This window comes from Bacillus sp. 05T21, from assembly GCF_056396785.1.
Genome location: NZ_JBFTMD010000015.1, coordinates 22,432 through 41,501, shown reverse-complemented (window position 1 = coordinate 41,501; position 19,070 = coordinate 22,432). Strand labels below are relative to the sequence as shown.

22 protein-coding genes and 1 riboswitch are annotated in these 19,070 nt (G+C 36.0%); of the genes, 13 read left to right on the top strand and 9 right to left on the bottom strand.

What is annotated here, in order from left to right; all coding sequences use genetic code 11:
• Positions 1–3: 3 nt before the first annotated feature.
• The gene (gene spoVR / locus AC1DKZ_RS22005; RefSeq protein WP_012260354.1) at positions 4–1,419 is read right to left on the bottom strand and encodes a stage V sporulation protein SpoVR; all 1,416 of its coding nucleotides are present in this window, start codon (positions 1,417–1,419) and stop codon (positions 4–6) included.
• A gap of 117 nt (positions 1,420–1,536) precedes the next feature.
• Positions 1,537–2,097 (bottom strand): nitroreductase family protein, encoded by a 561-nt coding sequence (locus AC1DKZ_RS22000; RefSeq protein ID WP_002134515.1) that lies wholly within the window; start codon positions 2,095–2,097, stop codon positions 1,537–1,539.
• A gap of 231 nt (positions 2,098–2,328) precedes the next feature.
• On the opposite strand from AC1DKZ_RS22000, the gene AC1DKZ_RS21995 reads away from it, so the two are divergent.
• The 9 genes from AC1DKZ_RS21995 (at position 2,329) to AC1DKZ_RS21955 (ending at position 9,202) form a co-directional block, all read left to right on the top strand.
• Entirely contained in the window at positions 2,329–2,952 is a 624-nt protein-coding gene (locus AC1DKZ_RS21995; RefSeq protein ID WP_476997030.1) for a hypothetical protein, read from the top strand.
• A 278-nt stretch (positions 2,953–3,230) separates the two neighbouring features.
• Positions 3,231–4,736 carry a spore germination protein gene (locus tag AC1DKZ_RS21990; protein WP_242248997.1) on the top strand — a complete coding sequence of 502 codons (1,506 nt, stop codon included), beginning with the start codon at positions 3,231–3,233 and terminating at the stop codon, positions 4,734–4,736.
• Positions 4,733–5,815 (top strand): spore germination protein GerYC, encoded by a 1,083-nt coding sequence (gene gerYC, locus AC1DKZ_RS21985; protein WP_242248996.1) that lies wholly within the window; start codon positions 4,733–4,735, stop codon positions 5,813–5,815. Before AC1DKZ_RS21990 ends, gerYC begins: the two co-directional genes overlap by 4 nt.
• 12 nt (positions 5,816–5,827) lie before the next feature.
• Positions 5,828–6,937: a GerAB/ArcD/ProY family transporter gene (locus AC1DKZ_RS21980; protein WP_476997029.1), complete on the top strand. Its 1,110-nt coding sequence runs from the start codon at positions 5,828–5,830 to the stop codon at positions 6,935–6,937.
• Between the two features lie 45 nt (positions 6,938–6,982).
• Entirely contained in the window at positions 6,983–7,492 is a 510-nt protein-coding gene (locus AC1DKZ_RS21975; protein ID WP_002134510.1) for a PCYCGC domain-containing protein, read from the top strand.
• A 121-nt stretch (positions 7,493–7,613) separates the two neighbouring features.
• The gene (locus tag AC1DKZ_RS21970) at positions 7,614–7,862 is read left to right on the top strand and encodes a YhdB family protein (RefSeq protein ID WP_001195459.1); all 249 of its coding nucleotides are present in this window, start codon (positions 7,614–7,616) and stop codon (positions 7,860–7,862) included.
• A 164-nt stretch (positions 7,863–8,026) separates the two neighbouring features.
• Positions 8,027–8,446: a disulfide formation protein C gene (locus AC1DKZ_RS21965; protein ID WP_000532269.1), complete on the top strand. Its 420-nt coding sequence runs from the start codon at positions 8,027–8,029 to the stop codon at positions 8,444–8,446.
• 12 nt (positions 8,447–8,458) lie between these two features.
• Complete coding sequence (locus AC1DKZ_RS21960; RefSeq protein WP_016093295.1) at positions 8,459–8,914, top strand: thioredoxin family protein; 456 nt, start codon at positions 8,459–8,461, stop codon at positions 8,912–8,914.
• A 72-nt stretch (positions 8,915–8,986) separates the two neighbouring features.
• Positions 8,987–9,202, top strand: a complete 216-nt coding sequence (locus AC1DKZ_RS21955; protein ID WP_002029883.1) for a DUF1540 domain-containing protein — start codon at positions 8,987–8,989, stop codon at positions 9,200–9,202.
• Between the two features lie 32 nt (positions 9,203–9,234).
• Here the strand turns inward: AC1DKZ_RS21955 and AC1DKZ_RS21950 are convergent, their stop codons facing one another.
• The 3 genes from AC1DKZ_RS21950 to AC1DKZ_RS21940 form a co-directional block, all read right to left on the bottom strand.
• Positions 9,235–9,486, bottom strand: a complete 252-nt coding sequence (locus tag AC1DKZ_RS21950) for a hypothetical protein (RefSeq protein WP_002029881.1) — start codon at positions 9,484–9,486, stop codon at positions 9,235–9,237.
• A gap of 163 nt (positions 9,487–9,649) precedes the next feature.
• Positions 9,650–10,411: a L,D-transpeptidase gene (locus tag AC1DKZ_RS21945; RefSeq protein ID WP_476997028.1), complete on the bottom strand. Its 762-nt coding sequence runs from the start codon at positions 10,409–10,411 to the stop codon at positions 9,650–9,652.
• A gap of 222 nt (positions 10,412–10,633) precedes the next feature.
• Entirely contained in the window at positions 10,634–11,500 is an 867-nt protein-coding gene (locus AC1DKZ_RS21940) for an SDR family oxidoreductase (protein WP_476997071.1), read from the bottom strand.
• Between the two features lie 224 nt (positions 11,501–11,724).
• Here AC1DKZ_RS21940 and AC1DKZ_RS21935 point away from each other — a divergent pair, with 224 nt between their 5' ends.
• The 4 genes from AC1DKZ_RS21935 (at position 11,725) to AC1DKZ_RS21920 (ending at position 16,881) form a co-directional block, all read left to right on the top strand.
• A complete protein-coding gene (locus tag AC1DKZ_RS21935) occupies positions 11,725–13,026 on the top strand; it encodes an NCS2 family permease (RefSeq protein ID WP_476997027.1) in 1,302 nt (433 codons plus the stop codon).
• A gap of 92 nt (positions 13,027–13,118) precedes the next feature.
• Positions 13,119–13,224, top strand: a riboswitch (SAM riboswitch).
• 87 nt (positions 13,225–13,311) lie between these two features.
• Positions 13,312–14,424 carry a sugar ABC transporter substrate-binding protein gene (locus tag AC1DKZ_RS21930; RefSeq protein ID WP_002134502.1) on the top strand — a complete coding sequence of 371 codons (1,113 nt, stop codon included), beginning with the start codon at positions 13,312–13,314 and terminating at the stop codon, positions 14,422–14,424.
• Positions 14,421–15,908: a sugar ABC transporter ATP-binding protein gene (locus AC1DKZ_RS21925; protein WP_476997026.1), complete on the top strand. Its 1,488-nt coding sequence runs from the start codon at positions 14,421–14,423 to the stop codon at positions 15,906–15,908. Before AC1DKZ_RS21930 ends, AC1DKZ_RS21925 begins: the two co-directional genes overlap by 4 nt.
• On the top strand, positions 15,892–16,881 hold the full coding sequence (locus AC1DKZ_RS21920) for an ABC transporter permease (RefSeq protein ID WP_476997025.1): 990 nt from the start codon (positions 15,892–15,894) through the stop codon (positions 16,879–16,881). Before AC1DKZ_RS21925 ends, AC1DKZ_RS21920 begins: the two co-directional genes overlap by 17 nt.
• Positions 16,882–16,907: 26 nt before the next feature.
• Here the strand turns inward: AC1DKZ_RS21920 and AC1DKZ_RS21915 are convergent, their stop codons facing one another.
• From AC1DKZ_RS21915 to AC1DKZ_RS21900, 4 genes are all read right to left on the bottom strand, one after another.
• Entirely contained in the window at positions 16,908–17,180 is a 273-nt protein-coding gene (locus AC1DKZ_RS21915) for a sugar ABC transporter ATPase (protein WP_476997024.1), read from the bottom strand.
• 64 nt (positions 17,181–17,244) lie between these two features.
• On the bottom strand, positions 17,245–17,448 hold the full coding sequence (locus tag AC1DKZ_RS21910; RefSeq protein WP_404493393.1) for a hypothetical protein: 204 nt from the start codon (positions 17,446–17,448) through the stop codon (positions 17,245–17,247).
• Between the two features lie 69 nt (positions 17,449–17,517).
• The gene (locus tag AC1DKZ_RS21905) at positions 17,518–18,372 is read right to left on the bottom strand and encodes a patatin-like phospholipase family protein (RefSeq protein ID WP_427327650.1); all 855 of its coding nucleotides are present in this window, start codon (positions 18,370–18,372) and stop codon (positions 17,518–17,520) included.
• 130 nt (positions 18,373–18,502) lie between these two features.
• Positions 18,503–18,943, bottom strand: a complete 441-nt coding sequence (locus AC1DKZ_RS21900) for a MarR family transcriptional regulator (RefSeq protein WP_372585447.1) — start codon at positions 18,941–18,943, stop codon at positions 18,503–18,505.
• Positions 18,944–19,070: the final 127 nt, after the last annotated feature.

Genomic DNA, 19,070 nt, shown 5'->3' with positions numbered 1-19,070 from the left:
TCATCACACATACTTCCGATGCACCATCTTCCCATCATAAGAAAATACAACACCCTTACTCTCCACCATCGACTCCATATGCACTGTTCTTCCCCATAGCTGATGAAGATACGGTAATACTTTTTCTAAGTATTTTAAATCTAACTCAATTCCTTCATAGCTATGTTTAATGTACAATTCCCCATTCTTTAAGTAGTCTCCATCTTCTACTACTAAGTATGGGAAACCTCCATTAGTACGCATATTTACAAGTTGATCGCGTACATGCTCCCATTCTTTATCAATTACTTTATATTCTTTTCCTTGGCGCTGGAATAAGTACATATCTTCTCTCATTACAAGTTTTTTATTTAAATAGTTTCTTAGGAACGATACATCCCATTCAATTTCCCGTACTTCAAAGATTTTGTCACGACCAGAACCAGGTTTCACACCGCGTCGTTTCATTTCTTCTGTCGGGTTGTTATAGCGCTCTTCAATATCTTCGAACATTTTAATACCGAGGTAGTATGGATTAATACTTGTTTTTGATGGCTGTACGACACCTGCATTTAATTTCGCAAATTCAATTGCTTCACCAGATGTTAAGTCCATTTCACGAAGTATGCGTTGATGCCAGAAGGAAGCCCAACCTTCATTCATAATCTTCGTTTCAAGCTGTGGCCAGAAGTATAACATTTCTTCACGCATCATCGTTAATATGTCGCGCTGCCACTCTTCTAGCTCACGGCTATATTCTTCAATAAAGAGGAGTAAATCTTTTTCTGGCTGCGGTGGGATTTTCTTCTTTTTATGCATATTAGGTCGTTCTCTCTTTTTGTTTCGATCATCTAAATTCCATAAATCATCGTACTGTGATATCTTTTTCTTTTCTACATCCTCTTCTAAATCTTCAATACTCCATGCAAGTTTCGGACGCATAAGCGATGGATCAATATGTTCTTGAATGGCAAGTACGGCATCTAAAAATGTTTCTACCTCTTCTCTTCCATACTTATGTTCATACGCCTTCACACGATCTGCTGTCGCTGCCATACTCTCCACCATATCGCGTTTCGTATTAGAAAAACGAATATTATTTTTGAAGAAATCACAATGTGCTAAAACGTGCGCCACGATTAATTTATTTTGAATTAAAGAATTCGTATCTAATAAAAAGGCGTAACATGGATTAGAGTTAATAACGAGTTCATAAATTTTACTAAGTCCTAAATCGTATTGTAATTTCATTCTGAAAAATTGCTTTCCAAAACTCCAATGCGAAAACCTCGTCGGCATCCCATATGCACCAAATGTATAGATAATTTCCGCTGGACATACTTCATAGCGCATCGGATAAAAATCAAGACCAAATCCAGTCGCAATTTCCGTAATTTCAGCAATCGCATATTGTAGTGCTTTATCATCACTTGCTCTCATTATTTTCCCTCCTTACACTTTCCCTTAAGAAAGTGTATGATGAGGAACAAGCTTTCATGAGGATTGATTGCATAATAAAAAGACACCCTCTTAAAAAACGAGAATGCCTCTTTCTAATTAACCTTCAATGATCTCCATCTTCTCCGTAATCGGTGTACGAGCTTTTCCTTCTGGTGCTTTATCGAAATAGCCGATATGAAGAATTCCAATGATGCGTTGACCTCTTGTTAAACCGATTCCTTCTATAAATAGTGGATTGTAGTTTAATCCACCTGATTTCCAAACACAGCCTAAGCCGCGTTCCCAAGCAAGTAATTGGAAGTTTTGCATAAATGCACATGTTGCAGCGTAATCTTCGTCACGTGGAATTTGACGCGGATCTTCATTAATGTAAACAACGATTTGTGCAGGTGTGCTTAAGAAACGATCAGATAAAATTTTGCCGCGTTTTGCTCTTTCTTCTTCTGTGAAAGAGTTTAATACTGCGTCTACTAATTTCTGACGGCCTTCTCCAATATATAATTTACAATTCCATGGCTCACGATGTTTATGATTCGGTGCCCATGTTGCGTCGTTTAATAGTTCAATTAATAGCTCTTTTTCTACTGCTTTATTTGTAAATGTACGAACAGAACGTCTTTCTTTAATAACATTTGCGATGGAAGTATATGTAGTCATATTTTTCTCTCCCTTATTTTTATCTATATGTATAAATCCGTCATTGATATTGATTTTCAATTTCGATTATAACCTAGTTTTTCACTATTAATCAATGTTTTATGTTGGAAAACCATGAAAAACTTCTTTTTATACTGTGAATAAAAAAACTTAACTTGTTCACAAGTTTTTCACATTTTATGGAAATGATATGTGTAAGTTTTCCACATTACCCATCTAGGAGGAGTTTACATGTATAAGAAAATCGCAGTAAGTATGACTATGGCAGCATTATTGTGCGGGATATCTGCCTTTCCTGCTTCTGCTTCTGCTTCTGCTTCTGCTTCTGCTTCCGCTGCCACGCCAAAAGAAGTAACAATGCACCATCATAAGCCTATTTCAGAAGAAATGCAGTCGCTCGAAAAACTCGGCTATAATAAACATGAAATTTGGAAAGCTGCCCACATTGCAAGAATAAGTAAAAAAGAAATTAAGGACGTTTTAGCTTACTATAAGCAAAATAAATCTTGGGAGAAAACAGCCGAGCATTTCGGTGTAGACCCAAGTAAATTGAAAAAACATCATATGAATAAAGAAACGAAAAAAGCACTACTGCAAGAATTAGCAAACATGCACAAATCTACACCTGATCAGCTAAAACAAAAAATGAAAGAGTATAACATCGGCTTACGTCAGCTCGCGGTGTTAACAATCATCGCTCAAAAAAGTAATACCCCTCTCGATGATGTACTAAAAATGAAAAAAGATGGCATGGATATTAAACAAATTGCGGAAAAATTAAATGTTAAAAAAGAAGATATACGAGCAGAGATGATTAAATTAGTACAATCTATTAAAGAAAAGAAAACAAATTAGCCTGCCAAAAAGGAAGAGATATTCATTACTCTTCCTTTTCTTTATCCCGCTATTTCTGGGCAGTAAAACTCCCACCTCAAAATTCTGCTGGAGCAAAGAGGTTAGGTGGGAGTCGGGCTGCCCGTAAAAGCCCGATTGGTGCGGGCTAATAATCAGTGGGGAATGAACAAAATCCCACTGATTAAAGTTTCACTTTATGAACTTTCAGTTTTCAAGTATAAATTCCCGTCTTTCCCAAAAACTAACACAAGTAAATGGTGCATGTCAGGGGTGAGAAAATGTTTCGTTCAACATCTAAAAAGAATAAAAAAACAATCTGTTCCATTCCCGAGTTTATCCACACGATGAAAGAATCTAGTGATTTCGTTTCTTATAACGTAGTAGACGATGGGACATTATGTTTGTTTTATTATAAATCTACAGTAGAATCACTTATTATTAATCGATTCATTTTAACACCTATCAAAAAAGAATTAGATCACATTCAAAATATAAGTGACATAGCAAATATCGTCACACTTGAGGAGATTATCACCAATCCTTCTATTGATGATATCCGTGAAAAACTGTTAGGTGGATATGTACTTTTGCAGCTAAAAGTTAATTCCAAAGCAGCCGAATATGCACTTCTTCGCGCTGAAAGTTTAGCTTTAGGTACAAGATTATATAACGATACAGAAAATGAATATAGTGTAATCGGTCCCAAAGTCGGATTCGTTGAAAATATTGATACAAATACACACTTACTTCGCCGAAGTATTGTAACGGAGCAATTAGTTTTCAAAGAAGTTGTAGTTGGCTCTATATCAAAAACAAAGGTCATAGTTGCTTACATCGAAGGCATTACAAATGATCAGCACGTCAATACTGCGATGCAGCGCCTACAAGGCATTGACTTTGATGTTCCTTTCGATGCGACTATGATCGAACAATTTATTAGCGATAATAGTAACTCTCCCTTCCCTGTTTTACTACCTACAGAGCGCTTAGATCGTTCTGTTTATGCACTCATTAATGGTGGTGTTGTCATTTTAACAGATGGTTCACCCTATGCATTAGCTGGACCGGCGACATTACTCGATTTTTTCGTATCTCCAGAAGATTATTATTTACCATGGATAGCAGGCTCATTTCTTAGATTGGTTCGTTTTTTCGGAGCAGCATTCTCTCTATTTTCATCAGCTATTTATACAGCTGTATTAACGTATCACTATCAAATGATTCCCGCAGATTTACTTGGACCAATTATTTATTCCCGAGCCAATGTACCATTCCCACCTGTTTTAGAGGCACTTTTTTTAGAAATTACAATCGAATTACTGCGCGAGGCTGGAGCTCGTTTACCGACTAAAGTTGGTCAAACGATTGGTATTGTTGGGGGGATTGTCATTGGCCAAGCATCTGTTGAGGCTGCTTTAACGAGTACTATTTTATTAATTGCGGTTGCGTTATCTGCGCTTGCTTCTTTTACAACACCAACAGTAAAAATGTCTTCCACTATCCGGATATTACGATTTCCCCTCATCATTTTAGCTGGAGCATTTGGAGGTGTAGGGCTAATCGTCGGATTTGTATTCATATTAGCTCATTTAATTCGCTTAAAATCACTTGGATCACCTTATTTATTACCTTTATATCCATTTCGCGGGTTAGGTACAGCTGAAGGGCTCCTTCGTCTTCCATTTAGTCAAACTGCAGGACGGGCTTCTTTTCTAAGACCAAAGAAGAAATGGCGCTATGATCCAAACCAAGCGAAAGAAAAACGCGACGGTGAGGAAAAATGAAAAATATTTTATTACGCTCTTCCATTATCATTTTAATTTTTCTATCCGGCTGTACACAATCTAACATAGTAGATACACAGCGGATTATTCATGTGGGTGGATTCGATATAACGAAAGAGAAGAAATTTCGTGGGACGATTCTCTATCCAGATTACACAAAAGGAGTGCAATCAAAACCAGAAACTCAATCCACTACCGCTGGTACCATTGAAACAATCTCTTCACTTCTAAACGCAAAATCACCACATACGATTGCTGTAGGTCAAATGCGCGTTGTCCTATTTGGAAAATCATTCGGTGAACGTGGAATCGGAGATATTATTAACAACTTACAACGTGACCCTAACATTGGCCGAGATGTGCAGCTAGCGCTTGTAGACGGTTCAACAGAAGAATTACTTAAACATGTCAAAACAAATGGATCGCTATATCTATCTGATTTATTGGAGCAAAATATAGAAACGGAGACAATCCCTCGGATGGCCTTAAATATTTTTCTATATGATTTTTATTCATCTGGCTGCGATCCATTTCTTCCTTACATTCAAGTTGCAGAAGACAAGTCTGCTTCCATTAAAGGACTCGCTTTTTTAAAAAAGGATAAAGTAGCTATGTATACAGATAAAACAGGATCTTTTTTATTTAAATTACTCATTAATCCAACTAACAATGGACGTTACGAAGTTCCGATACGTCAAGGTAAACATAAAGGCTTAATCGCAACCCAAAACTTATCTGGAAATAGTGTTTGTTCCCTTTCCGAAGCCGGTGACATTCCGAAAGTTCACATTCGACTGAAATTAAATGGACTTATAAAAAATGCCCCTGACTGGCTTGATTTATCAAAGAGCGAAAATGTAACTTACGTAAAAAAACATGTAGAAAAGACACTTGAAAAACATTTAAACGAATTAATAAAACAATTCCAAGAAAAAGAAATCGATCCAATCGGTATACGTGAAGAAATTCGTAGTCACTCAAGAAAATGGAGCATGAAACAAATTCAAGAAATGTATCCTAGCGTAGACGTTGCAGTTAATGTGAAAATTAATGTCGTACAATCTGGTATCGGAGAATAGTGAGGTGCTGTAATGGCTGGACAAGATAAAACACATACTGTTTCCCCTTATTTCACATTTCTTCTATTACACTCCCTTCAAATTGGAGTAGGTGTGTTAGGTTACCAAAGGATTATTGCACAATATGCCGGTTATGATTCTTGGATTTCTCTTATTGTTGCGGGCATTGCAACTCATATCGTGCTATTTTGCATGCTTAAAATGTTAGAAAAAGATAATGATTTAATGAATATTCATACGACATGTTTCGGAAAGTGGACTGGAACATTTTTGTCCGTATGCTTTGCTGCATACCTTCTATTATTTTGCCTTACTGTCCTTCGTACATATATTGAAGTCATTCAAGTTTGGGTCTTCCCTACAATTAAACCGTGGAAATTAACTTTATTATTTTTACTTGTGACTTACTACGTAATTAAAGGTGGTTTTCGCTCTGTAACAGGAATGTGTTTTTGGGGCGTCGTAATACCGATTTTCGTCCTATTTTTCTTAGTTTTCCCAATGAAATACGCGCATGTCCGTAACATTCTCCCAATTCTAACTCATTCACCTTTAGAAATTCTAACTGCAGCGAAATCATCTGCATTAGAATTTCTTGGATTTGAAGCAATTCTTGTTTTTTATCCATTTATAAAAAAAGAAAAATCATTAAATAAATGGGCGCATGGTGGTATTGCTTTTACAACAATTCTATACGTAATACTAGCCATCGTTTCCCTTATGTACTATAGCCAAGGACAACTACATCATACAATTTGGCCAACATTAACAATGCTAAAAATTATAAAGATTCCTTTTATCCAAAGGTTTGAGTACATCATTATTTTCATATGGTATCTTATTATTTTACCTAATCTTTGTTTAACAATTTGGTCTTCTTGTTGCATTAGTAAAAGGTCTTTTCATGTACCATTTAAAATTACACTTCCATTTTTTATTGCAGCTATATTTATTTCATCCTTATTTTTCACAAACCGTGAAAGTATTAATACATTAAATACAGTACTGTCTCAAGCTGGTTTATATATTGTATACGCTTATATCCCAATTTTATTTCTATTCCATTCACTACGATGGCGCTTCAAATATCAGTCGAAAAAATCTTCACCCGACACACCATGATATTTGATACAATTTGGTTAATACATTTGTAAAGGGGACAAGCGAATGAAAAAGTATGTATTTTCTTTACTTGCAGTACTGAGCCTAATTCTTGCTGGATGCGGGAGTACTAGTACAAATGACAAAAAATCTTCTGAATCAAAAGAAGAACATGATCATGCCACGCACACTCAGCAAGCTGATATTCAAGAAAAAACAAAAGGAGTCGACACACTCCCTACCTTTCTAGACAAGCTTGATCCGCAAATGAAAGATATCTACACTGTCGCTGGACAAAATGCAGAGCTATTAGATTGGATTCCATGTTACTGCGGTTGCGGTGAGAGTGTAGGACATAAAAACAATAAAAACTGCTTTATTCGTGAAATTAAAAAGAATGGTGAAGTTGTTTGGGATTCCCACGCAACAACTTGTGTCAACTGCCTAGAAATCGCGGTTGAATCGGCTTCTATGAAACAAAAAGGAAAATCAACGCTCGAAATTCGTAACTATATCGACAATAAATACAAAGAAGGCTATGGCAAGCCAACACCTACGCCAATGCCAAAAGCATAAAAACGAGGAAATCCCTCATTTTTCTCTTTTCATTCACCTTTTTTCTTAACAAATTCTTTCAAGTGTATTTCTCCTTACTTGTCACACACTATATATAACTCCTCGGTAAGGAGGGTACACAGTGCAAACATATAACGACTATGATAAAGCTCTCTATTACACGTATTGCTGTAATTGGGATAAATTACTCGTTCTCATGGTTCAAACGAACGATCAATTATTTTCTAAGCGTATTGAGCATTTTTTACACGCTTATCAATACAGTAAAGAACTACCAGAAGTTGATAAACAATTGCAGCTCCTATTTCAATATATTGACCACGCATCCCAAAAGTCACATGTAGAAGAAGTAGAGCAAATTCAAATGTAAAATATAGCGCTATTCTCTTTATGAGAATGGCGCTTTTTAAAATGTTCATATCAATAAATGTTTCTCCTCATAAAACTTTTATTGATAAACATATTTTTTCTTTCTTTTCCCTACTACTTCATACTATAATTTAGTATGTAACTATTATAAGTGAGGTATAAAATATGGGACGAGAAAAAAAGCAAGAATATGCTTTACTTACTGCATGGGGAGCTTCGTTTATTGCTACATTAGGAAGTCTATACTTTTCCGAAATTATGAAATTTGAGCCTTGTGTCCTTTGTTGGTATCAACGTATTTTTATGTATCCATTTGTTTTATGGCTCGGTATCGCTGTAGTAAAGAAAGACTATCGCATTGCAAGTTATTCTTTACCAATCGCAAGTATTGGTGCTTGTATTTCTTTATATCACTATGCAATTCAAAAAATCGCAGCATTTTCAGCTGCTGGGGCAGCTTGCGGCCGCGTACCTTGTACGGGAGAATACATAAACTGGTTCGGCTTTGTGACAATCCCGTTTTTAGCACTTATCGGCTTTATCACAATCGCTGTTTGTAGCTTCATCGTAATTAAAAACAAATAAGGAGATGAAAGAATGAAAAAAATGCTTATATTTGGCGGTATTATTATCGCCTTGTTTGCAGCAATTTTCGCTGTAACACAAATGGAAGAAAAAAATGCTTCAACAAGCCAAAAAATTGATAATGCTACTGATAGTAAGACAAATGGCCCTGACTACTATACAAATAAAATCTCTCTTTCAGATCTCCAAAAGAATTTAAAAGAGAAAAAAGAAGAAACAGTATACTTTTATCAAACATCTTGCGTTCATTGTCAAAAGCTATCTCCTATCGTAGTACCAATGGCTAAAGACTTGAATGTTGATATGAAAGTTATGGATATTGAAAAATTAGATGCTCCTTGGGATGAATATAAAATTAAAGGAACTCCAACAATCATTCATTTTAAAGATGGTAAAGAAGTGAGCCGTATTAGCGGCGAACAACCGGAAGACAAATTAAAAGAGTGGCTTGAGCAAACGAAAAAATAATAAGAAAAGGAAACTCCTTCTATACATGAAATGCGTGTAAACTCCCACACTAATGTATAAGGAGGGGGTTTTATGCCAGAAGTGAAATGCTCTGTTTCCAATTGCTCATTTTGGGGACAAGGTAACCTTTGTCAAGCAAGTGCAATCGTTGTTCAACCTGATGCACAAGAAGCAGGTCAAATTGAAAACAGTTCATATACAAACGCTACTTTAACAAACGAGACGCTTGAAAGTTCTGTAACAACGAGTGTAGAAACGTGTTGTCATACATTTAAACCGAAATATTAAACGTAAAAGCATACGATTAGTCGTATGCTTTTTTACATTCCTCTCCAAACATCATGCATCATAAAAAAGTACAAAATAACGAGAAGGACCGTCCCGCATAAAGTAATGCGTCGATATACACTCTTCTCCCCTTCCCTCGCTTTAACAAATGCCCAAATAAATCCGACGAACAATATTAAATCAATATATGGAACATAAAAGGAAAAGACGAGTAACGCATATAAATACACGATAAATAAACAAGTCGTGATTAAGAAAATTTTAAATGCAAATTCACTTTTCATAATGTGACCGCCCCCCAGTCTGTACTGTATTATATTCAGCAAAACATAATAGTTGCTGTTTCAATTTTTTCATCTCACTATTTACAGGCGCGCAATTGGTATGAAATCATTAAAACCAACTAAACTTCATCACAAATAAGCTACCGTCTATTTACGGTAGCTATTACGGGACATTATATTTCCGTTTATATAGGTTACTTAAAATCGAATAAGGTAATTGTTCATAACGAATTTTTTCTCCTGTTTCATCTACAATATACAAATTGTTTCCTATATAATAGGTTCCATCTTTTCGTTTGGAATACACTGTGTATCTTTCATTTGGCAATACTGTTTTTACTTTCGTCAATTGTCCATTTGGTTCTTGCCAATATATATTTACACGATCTACTAACGTAAGCATTCCAATTTGTTCTTCTTCTACTTTACGACCATTCCAGCTCACAACACGATAACCTAGCTTATATGCTTCATATTCGGGACTCGTATGAAAACGAGAAATAATTACTTTCGTCTGTAATTGTACCCGGTCGTATAACCATTGTATGTCCCGATCGTGCATGCGAATACAACCATTCGACTCCCGGCTTCCAATCGTTCCTTCCCGATTTGTCCCGTGAATTGCATATTCCTTTTTATCTAGACCTAGCCACCTCGTACCGAGAGGGTTATTCGGAGCACCTCCAGCTATTTTTTTACGATGGTATTCTTTATTTTTATATTTAGTTATAATACAAAAATTCCCTTCAGGCGTCGGGGTGCTATCTCTTCCTGTCGTTATCGGAAATGTTCTAGTATAGTTTCCATCTTCAAAAAAAGACAGCTGATTCGTCGTAAGGTTAACTAATATTAAATGATCTGTATTAGCAAAAACGCTAGCTGGCAGGCAGAAAAATAGGATTACGATAAACCATACTTTCTTCATCTAAATCCTCCCTAGCACTAACATCATAATAAAGTGAAACTTTACTCGGTGGGAGGGTTTGTCCATCCCCTACTGAATATTAGCCTTCACCAATCGGGCATTTACGGGCAGGTATCTCCCACCTAACTTCCTTGCATTCGCCGAATTTTGAGGTAGGAATCTTACTGCCCGCAAATAGCGGGATAAATGCAATTAGCTTTACTTTGCTCTTATAAATGAAAACTATCCATTCACAATTACTCCACCATTTACATGCATCATCTGTCCCGTTACATATGCCGAATCACTAGACGCTAAATATACATATGCAGGCGCTAATTCATACGGCTGACCAGGCCTTTGCATAGGAACATTGCTCCCAAACTGTGATACTTTTTTCTCATCAAAACTGGATGGAATAAGCGGTGTCCAAATTGGGCCTGGTGCAACACCATTTACACGAATTCCTTTTTGTACTAACGACTGAGATAACGATCTTGTAAAAGCGACAATTGCTCCTTTCGTTGCAGAATAGTCGATCAACGTTTCATTTCCTTCATACGCAACGATAGATGCCGTGTTTATAATTACATCCCCTTGCTTTAAATGAGAGAGGGCTGCTTTTGCAACATGAAAATAAGAAAAAATATTAATACGGAACGTTTTTTCTAGCTGTTCCGCTGTAATATACTCTAGTCCTTGCTGCGGATATTGCTGTGCGACGTTATTCACAAGAACATTTAGCCCCCCTAGCTGCCGGGCGGTCTCTTCTACAATCTCTTTACAATGTTGTTCATTACTCAAATCTCCCGGCAATAATACACAATTCACGCCTTCTTTTTCCACAAGTTGTTTCGTCTCAGTTGCATCTTCGTCCTCATCTAAATAAGCAATCGCAATATTTGCTCCCTCTTTTGCAAAAGCGATAGAAACAGCTCTTCCAATCCCGCTATCTCCTCCTGTAATTAATACATTCTTTCCTTTTAACTTTTCACTTCCTTTATAACTTGGATCTTCGAACTTTGGAAGAGGATTCATTAACGATTCAATACCAGGTTGTTTATTTTGATGTTGTGCTGGCATTGTTAAAAAGTTTTTTTGCTGCGGCATAACTTCCTTCAACTCCTTTCTCCTTATAATGCGCACAATAAAAAAAACTACTTACACATTAAAGAACCGCAATTCACACACAGTTTTACGATTAATATTCGAATTTACGACATAAAATATGAGTTGTTCTAAAGTTTTTATGCAAAACTATTGCAAAATAGTTAAAAAACGAATATTATATATAACTGTTGTGAAAATTATTCGTAAAAAGAAAGGATGTTTATATGTTTAACCTTTCAAAACATAAAACTTCTATTAAAACTGAAATTATGGCAGGTATTATTACCTTTTTAACAATGGCATATATCATTGTCGTAAACCCTGTCATCCTTGGGGATGCAGGTGTTCCGTTTGAACAAGCATTTACAGCTACAATTATCGCTGCTGTTGTCGGAACATTATTTATGGCGATCTTTACTAATTTACCAATCGCAATTGCACCAGGTATGGGATTAAATGCTTACTTCTCTTATTCTGTTGTAAAAGCCCATGAAGGCATGACTTTCGCAATTGCATTTTCTGCTGTATTCGTAGCAGGTATGATTTTAATTTTGTTATCATTCACATCTTTCCGTACGAAATTAATGGAAGTAATTCCTGAGAACTTAAAACATGCACTTACTGCTGGTATCGGTCTTTTTATTGCTTTTATCGGTTTGCGCTTAACGGGAATTGTTACAAAAAATGATGCAAACTTAGTTGGGCTTGGCGATCTTCACTCTGCTCCAGTTCTACTAGCATTAGCTGGCCTTGGAATTACAATTATCCTTATGTCTTTAAATATAAACGGGGCACTATTTATCGGAATGTTATTAACTGGTATTATTGCTTACTTCACAGGTCAATTAATATTTTCAAGCGGCGTTACATCAATGCCTGGATTACCAGAAGGAATTATCGTTTCAAATCCAATTACTGCTGTATCTGATGTAATTAACTACGGATTATACGGCGTTGTGTTCTCATTCTTCCTTGTTACACTATTCGATACAACAGGTACACTACTTGGCGTTGCACAACAAGGTGGATTTATGAAAGATGGAAAGCTTCCAAAAGCAGGACGAGCTCTTCTATCTGACTCATTCTCAGCAACAATTGGAGCTATGTTCGGAACAACACCATCAACAGCTTACATTGAATCATCTGCTGGTGTTGCAGCTGGTGGCCGTACTGGTTTAACAACTGTTACAGTAGCTGTTCTATTTGCATTAGCAGCATTCTTCGGACCGTTAGTGAGCGCTGTTTCTGGCGTTTCAGCTATTACAGCACCATCACTAATTATCGTTGGTAGTCTTATGATGGGCTCAGTTCGCCACATCGATTGGGATACATTCGATGAAGCATTCCCAGCATTTTTAGTAATCTTAAGCATGCCACTTACATCAAGTATCTCAACAGGTATTGCACTTGGATTTATTTCATACCCACTTATGAAAGTGGCAAAAGGACAATTCCGTGCTGTTCACCCACTTGTGTATTTATTCGGGATCTTGTTCGCTTATCAATTAGTTTTCTTACCACATTAAAATCCCTCGTTGTGAGGGATTTTTTATTTACAAAAAAACATTTGACAACAGCATACACTTATGGAATAATTCGAAATAGTTAAATATTCGATGTCTTATCAAGAGCAGGTGGAGGGATGAGCCCTACGAAGCCCGGCAACCGACCCATTTATGGGCACGGTGCTAATTCTTACAACACATTGTGTTGAAAGATAAGAGTAATATGATAAGACGTCTTTTCTATATGAAAAGACGTTTTTATTTTCACTCCCTCCTCTCTTTTCTTAATTTAGGAGGGATTTTTTTATGAAAAAATTATGTTCCACCGTACTCATTATTCTCTTACTCGCATTAACAGCTTGCACAAATGAACAAGATGCTATCTCTTCACAAAAGCAACAAACGGTGAAGAAAGAAGCTACTACAGCAGCAAATCATTTACAAACAGAAATTCCAAGCCAAGTAAAAAACCCATTAAAAATCGCATTAATTATGCAAATGTCCATCGGAACTTTTTCCTCTCAATATATTGAGGGTGTCAAAAAACAAGTCGAGCTATTCGGCGGCAGTGTGCAAGTCTACAATTCTGATAATGATTTAGCAAAAATGGCAGCAAATCTAGATACTGCTATTAATTCAAAAGTTGATGGTATTTTAATTGATCACGGTCGCTCTGAAGCACTAAAACCCGGAGTAGAAAAAGCATTACAAGCGAATATTCCTGTAGTTGCATTTGATAACGACCTACGCTTACCAGGCGTAACGATTATTGATCAAGATGACTATAGTCTTGCATGGAAATCATTAAAAACGTTAGCGGAAGATCTGAATGGACAAGGGAATATCGCCGTCGTATGGGTTGGCGGATTTGCTCCAATGGAACGTCGCAATGTTATCATTGATGCTTTTTATAAACGTTATCCAAATATAAAAGAAGTTGCACGCTTTGGTACCGCTAGTAATAACACACCACTTGATACGCAAACACAAGTAGAGGCTTTACTAAAAAAATATCCGAAAAAAGGTGATTTACAAGCTATTTTCGCTTCGTGGGATGAGTTTGCTAAGGGGGCCGTCAAAGCACTCGAACAAGCTGGTCGTACAGATATAAAAGTATACAGCATTGACTTAAGTAATGAAGATTTACAACTCATGCAAAAAGAAAATTCACCTTGGACTGCTACGGCTGCAACCGATCCAGCTGAAGTCGGTAAAGTTCAAGTGCGTTTCTTATACAAGAAAATCGCTGGTGAACAAACGCCCGATATTTATTCACTAGAACCTTATTTAGTAAAGAAAAATAGTTTGCCACAAGAAAATATAACGATGGATCAATTATCAAAACATATAAACGGTTGGGGAGACTCGAAAGATGCATATTCACCTTGGATGAAAAAATTAGAGAAGGAGAAAAAATGATGACATTCTCTCTTCAAAACATTACATATTCTTATCACATCTCTACCCCTGTACTAGAAAATGTTTCTATTAACATACAAAAAGGAAAAGTTCACGCTTTACTAGGAATGAATGGTGCAGGAAAAAGTACTTTACTAAAAATAGCAACTGGTGAAATTCAACCAGTTGCTGGGAATATAAAAATTGATAATCAGTCTATTTCCTTTACTTCACCACGCGATGCAAAAAAGCATGGTATTTCTTTCGTAACACAAGAAGTGGATCACGGACTTATTCCTGGATTATCTGTATTAGAAAATGTACTAATCGATCATTTAGCAATGCAAAATAAAGCACTATTTTCAAAATCAAAATTAGTGGCACTCGCTAAACAATACTTGCAAGCTGTACAGGCCGACTTAAATATTCTTGAAGATGTTTCAAACTGCTCATTACATGAAAAACAATTACTTCTCATCGCAAGAGCTCTATCTAACAATACAAATTATCTTTTATTAGATGAGCCAACTTCTTCTCTTGGACCAAAAGAAGTCGAAACCTTTGGGAAACTATTAAAAGATTTAACATCAAAAGGAATTGGCATCATCCTGATTTCTCATCGTTTATCAGAGATTCGAAAATTTGCGGATGAAGTAACTGTTTTATATAAAGGTAAAGTTGCACTTTCTAAAGCCATTACAACGATTACGGATCAACAAATTGTTGAAGCAATGACTGGAAAACAACTTACACTTCCTATTAATACAACACCAAAACTCGGGAGCGAAGAAATATTGAAAGTACAAGAACTTCAATTACATAAAGACCATCCTCCGCTTTCTCTTACAGTACGAAAAGGAGAAACTGTTGTGATATACGGATTAATTGGAAGCGGAAAAACAACACTTGCTGAAACTTTATTTGGTGCCCGTCATACTTATCAAGCAGAAATCGACGGTCAAAATATAGCGATTAAAACACCGCGGGATGCGATTAAAGCGAAAATTGCACTTGTACCAGAAGAAAGAAGAAAACAAGGCGTATTTCTTTCGGAAGACATTATAAGTCACACAAATTTACACCAATCAGGTTGGAGACGAAAACAAACCGAATTAAATAATGCTACTGCGGCAATTACTACTTTCGGCATCTCACCAAATGATCCAAAAGCCTTTATTCATTCACTTAGCGGTGGAAACCAGCAAAAAGTCTCGATTGCAAAGTGGAATGGATTCAAACCTAATCTATTTCTTTTGGACGAGCCAACTAAAGGTGTAGACGTCGCTGCGAAACAAGACATTTTTCAATCCATTCGCAACATTACAGATGGCGGAAATTCCGTAATTTATTTCACAGGAGAACAAGATGAAGCGCTACATATCGCCGATCGTATTCTCATACTAGCAAACGGCGAATTTGTAGGTGAGTACTTGCCGAATGACCTATCTCCTGAACAGCTTTTACATTTATCTGAAGGGAGCTTTTCCATTGAATCTCATTCATAAAACTAAGAAGTTATATTTACCTACCCATCTTTTTTATCAATTTAGCACGATTGCTATCATTATAGGTGTTACAATTTTTTTCTCTATCGCCAACGATTCTTTTTTAACCTACAACAATATTAGTGATATTTTACGTTCTATTTCTATTGTAACGTTACTCGCAATTGGCGTTACCTTTACATTAATTGTAGATGGATTTGATTTATCAGTCGGCTCTACCGCTAGTTTAGCCACAATTACCGCGGCTTCTTGTCTCGTTTTATATCGACAAGAACTAATAGTCACACTCCTTATTCCTATTCTTTGTGGACTATTAGTTGGATTATTAAATGCACTACTCGTTATCCGAATTAAGCTACCAGATTTACTAGCTACATTAAGTATCATGTATATCGTGAATGGACTACACTTAACATTCTCAAAAGGATCTTCTATTTATGAAGGAATGTCTGGTGCCACAGGACATTTTATTCCATCCTTTTTATTTATCGGTCAGGGCTCTGTTTTAGGAATCCCAGTCCCTGTCATTATCATGCTTAGCGTCGTTTTGATTGCATATTTATTTTTAGAAAAAACAACGTACGGTCGTTTCTTTTATATGACAGGTGGGAATCGAGAAGCTGCTAGACTAGCCGGTATCCCTACTGATCGTTACCGTGTATATGCTTATATGATTAGCGGTTTACTTGCCTCTATTGGTGGTATTATTTTATGTAGCCGTGTTGGAACAGGACAAGTTTCAGCTGGCGCCCCATTGTTAATGGATGCAGTTGCAGCTGCCTATATCGGTTACGCAATGTTCGGTGCCAAGAAACCAAATGTCATCGGAACATTTCTTGGTTCCGTATTAATTGGGATCATATTAAATGGCCTCACAATGATGAACGTTCCTTATTATGCACAAGATATCATTAAAGGCAGTATTTTAATTACAGCTTTAGCCTTTTCATTTATTAAAAAGAAGCGTAGATAAAAAGTAGCGCGTCGAATTCCGATGCGCTACTTTCCTTTTGTAACAATTACACGAACTACTTTCAATGCAAGAAGTAAGAGAAAGTTCGCTATTACTGTAACGCCTAAGAAGATTGCTATCATAAGTTCTCCCATTCCGTTATTAAATACAAACGTAATAGAAGAAATGAAAGCCAAAATAAGCAATATGAACGCTGGTATATATTTAATAAACGGCTTCTCATATGATCTTTTAGAAAGAAAAAACGTCATTAACAATGTCATAATAAAAACAAAATATACCGCAAATAAAAAAATCATATGAAAGCCTCCTCTAAGACGAAACTACTTAACTATGAAAAAATATAAAAGAGGTTAGAAACCTTTAATATTTTTCGTTTACCTGTAATTCTTTACTATACTTTTGAATGAAAACTGATGAAATAACCATCATCATTCCTACACTAAACCCAATAAGCTGATCCAGTAGCATTTCATCATGGATGAACCAACGAAGTAGAAATACACCACCAAAAATAAGCATTGCAGTAAATCCAGTATGTCTAACCCCTTTATATACATTTTCCATATGTATCACCTCTCCACATATTTTTATCCATATTATACCATAAATAAAAAAACCTCTATATAGAGGTTTTTAACTTTGCAAAAACGCCTGTAAATCTGCAAATTGTCTCTTTGCATCTTCATAGCCTTGCTCATATAAACTTTGTAGTTTTGCCGCATCTTTTTCCATACGATCTACTTGAAGAGGCACTTCCGGGCGAATAACAAATAAATTACCCGCTTGCTCTTCTTTTTCAATGTAGTGAAGTGTTTCATTATACACTTCATAACGAGTTAGCATCGTATTAACAAGGTTTGGATACTTTTTATAAGCTTTCGCTGCAACCCATCCAAACTTTGATTTTTTCTTTGCGTAACCATGATTTCTCGTCAAAATAACGACTGATTTTTTAAATCCATCCTCCTGTGCTTTACGGACTGGAATCGGATCAGAAATCCCGCCATCTAACAATTGCTTACCACGGTAATTTACTACTGGTGCAATAAAAGGTAATGAACTAGACGCTTGTAATAAATTTAGCGCATCATCATTCGTTCCCTCTTTTTCAAAATAAACAGACTGCCCTGTTTCACAATCCGTCGTTCCTACAAGGAAGCGTTCGGGACTATTAAAGTATGTTTCAAAATCAAACGGCACATGCTTTTCTGGTATTTCATGAAAAATGAAATCCATATCAAATAACTGACGTTTTCTCCATAAGTTTTTATAAGATAAATATTGTGGGTGTGATACATAATCAATATTGACCGTTTTATTTCTATTTCTTTGTCTGGAAAGATACGACGCTGCATGACAAGCACCAGCTGATACACCGATTACATATGGAAAATATACATCTTGTTCCATAAAGTATTCTAGTATCCCGCCCGTATATACACCACGCATACCGCCGCCTTCTAATACTAATCCCGTATTTTCAAGCATGTTATTCTCTCCTCTTTATATATATTGACTCTTTAATTATTCACTATGTTAAGTATCTTTTTCTATTATATATGAGTTCTTTCAGAAATTATATTTAAAAGGCTTGAAATGGAGGGATTTTTTCCTCCAATTATATTTCCAAATGACCAGAGACATCCTTTATAAACCTTTGAATAAAATCTTGCTCTTCTTTCGTATATCCATCTAAAAGTAACAGCCACTTTTCTTCAGCTTGTTTATGCAATTTTTCATGAGCTTTATATATTTCATTTCCTCTTTCCGTTAAGCGGAAGAAAATTTCTTTTTGATTATCTAACATTTGCATTTTCTCAACGAATTGCTTTTGAAACAACTTTGTACAAATTTTAGAGATTGCACCCTTCGTCATTCCCATTTCTGTCGTAATAGCCGTTACATTCATAAGACCCTTTTTTCCGATACACTCGATAACATGTAACTCAGATAAAGACATACCGCTTACACCTGTCTCACGAAGAAACTTCTCATTATTTCCTTTCAACTGCTCTTCTTTTTTATGAAAAAGTGTACGAATATCCGAAAGTATTTCCATTTGTTTCGCTGTACGTTCCAATCCGTTCGCCTCCTAAGTTTCCAAAGAAACAATTTAACTATATACCATTTTAAAATCATTTCTCCATCTTTACAAGTTAGAAAATCATGTTAAAATTAATTTAGTT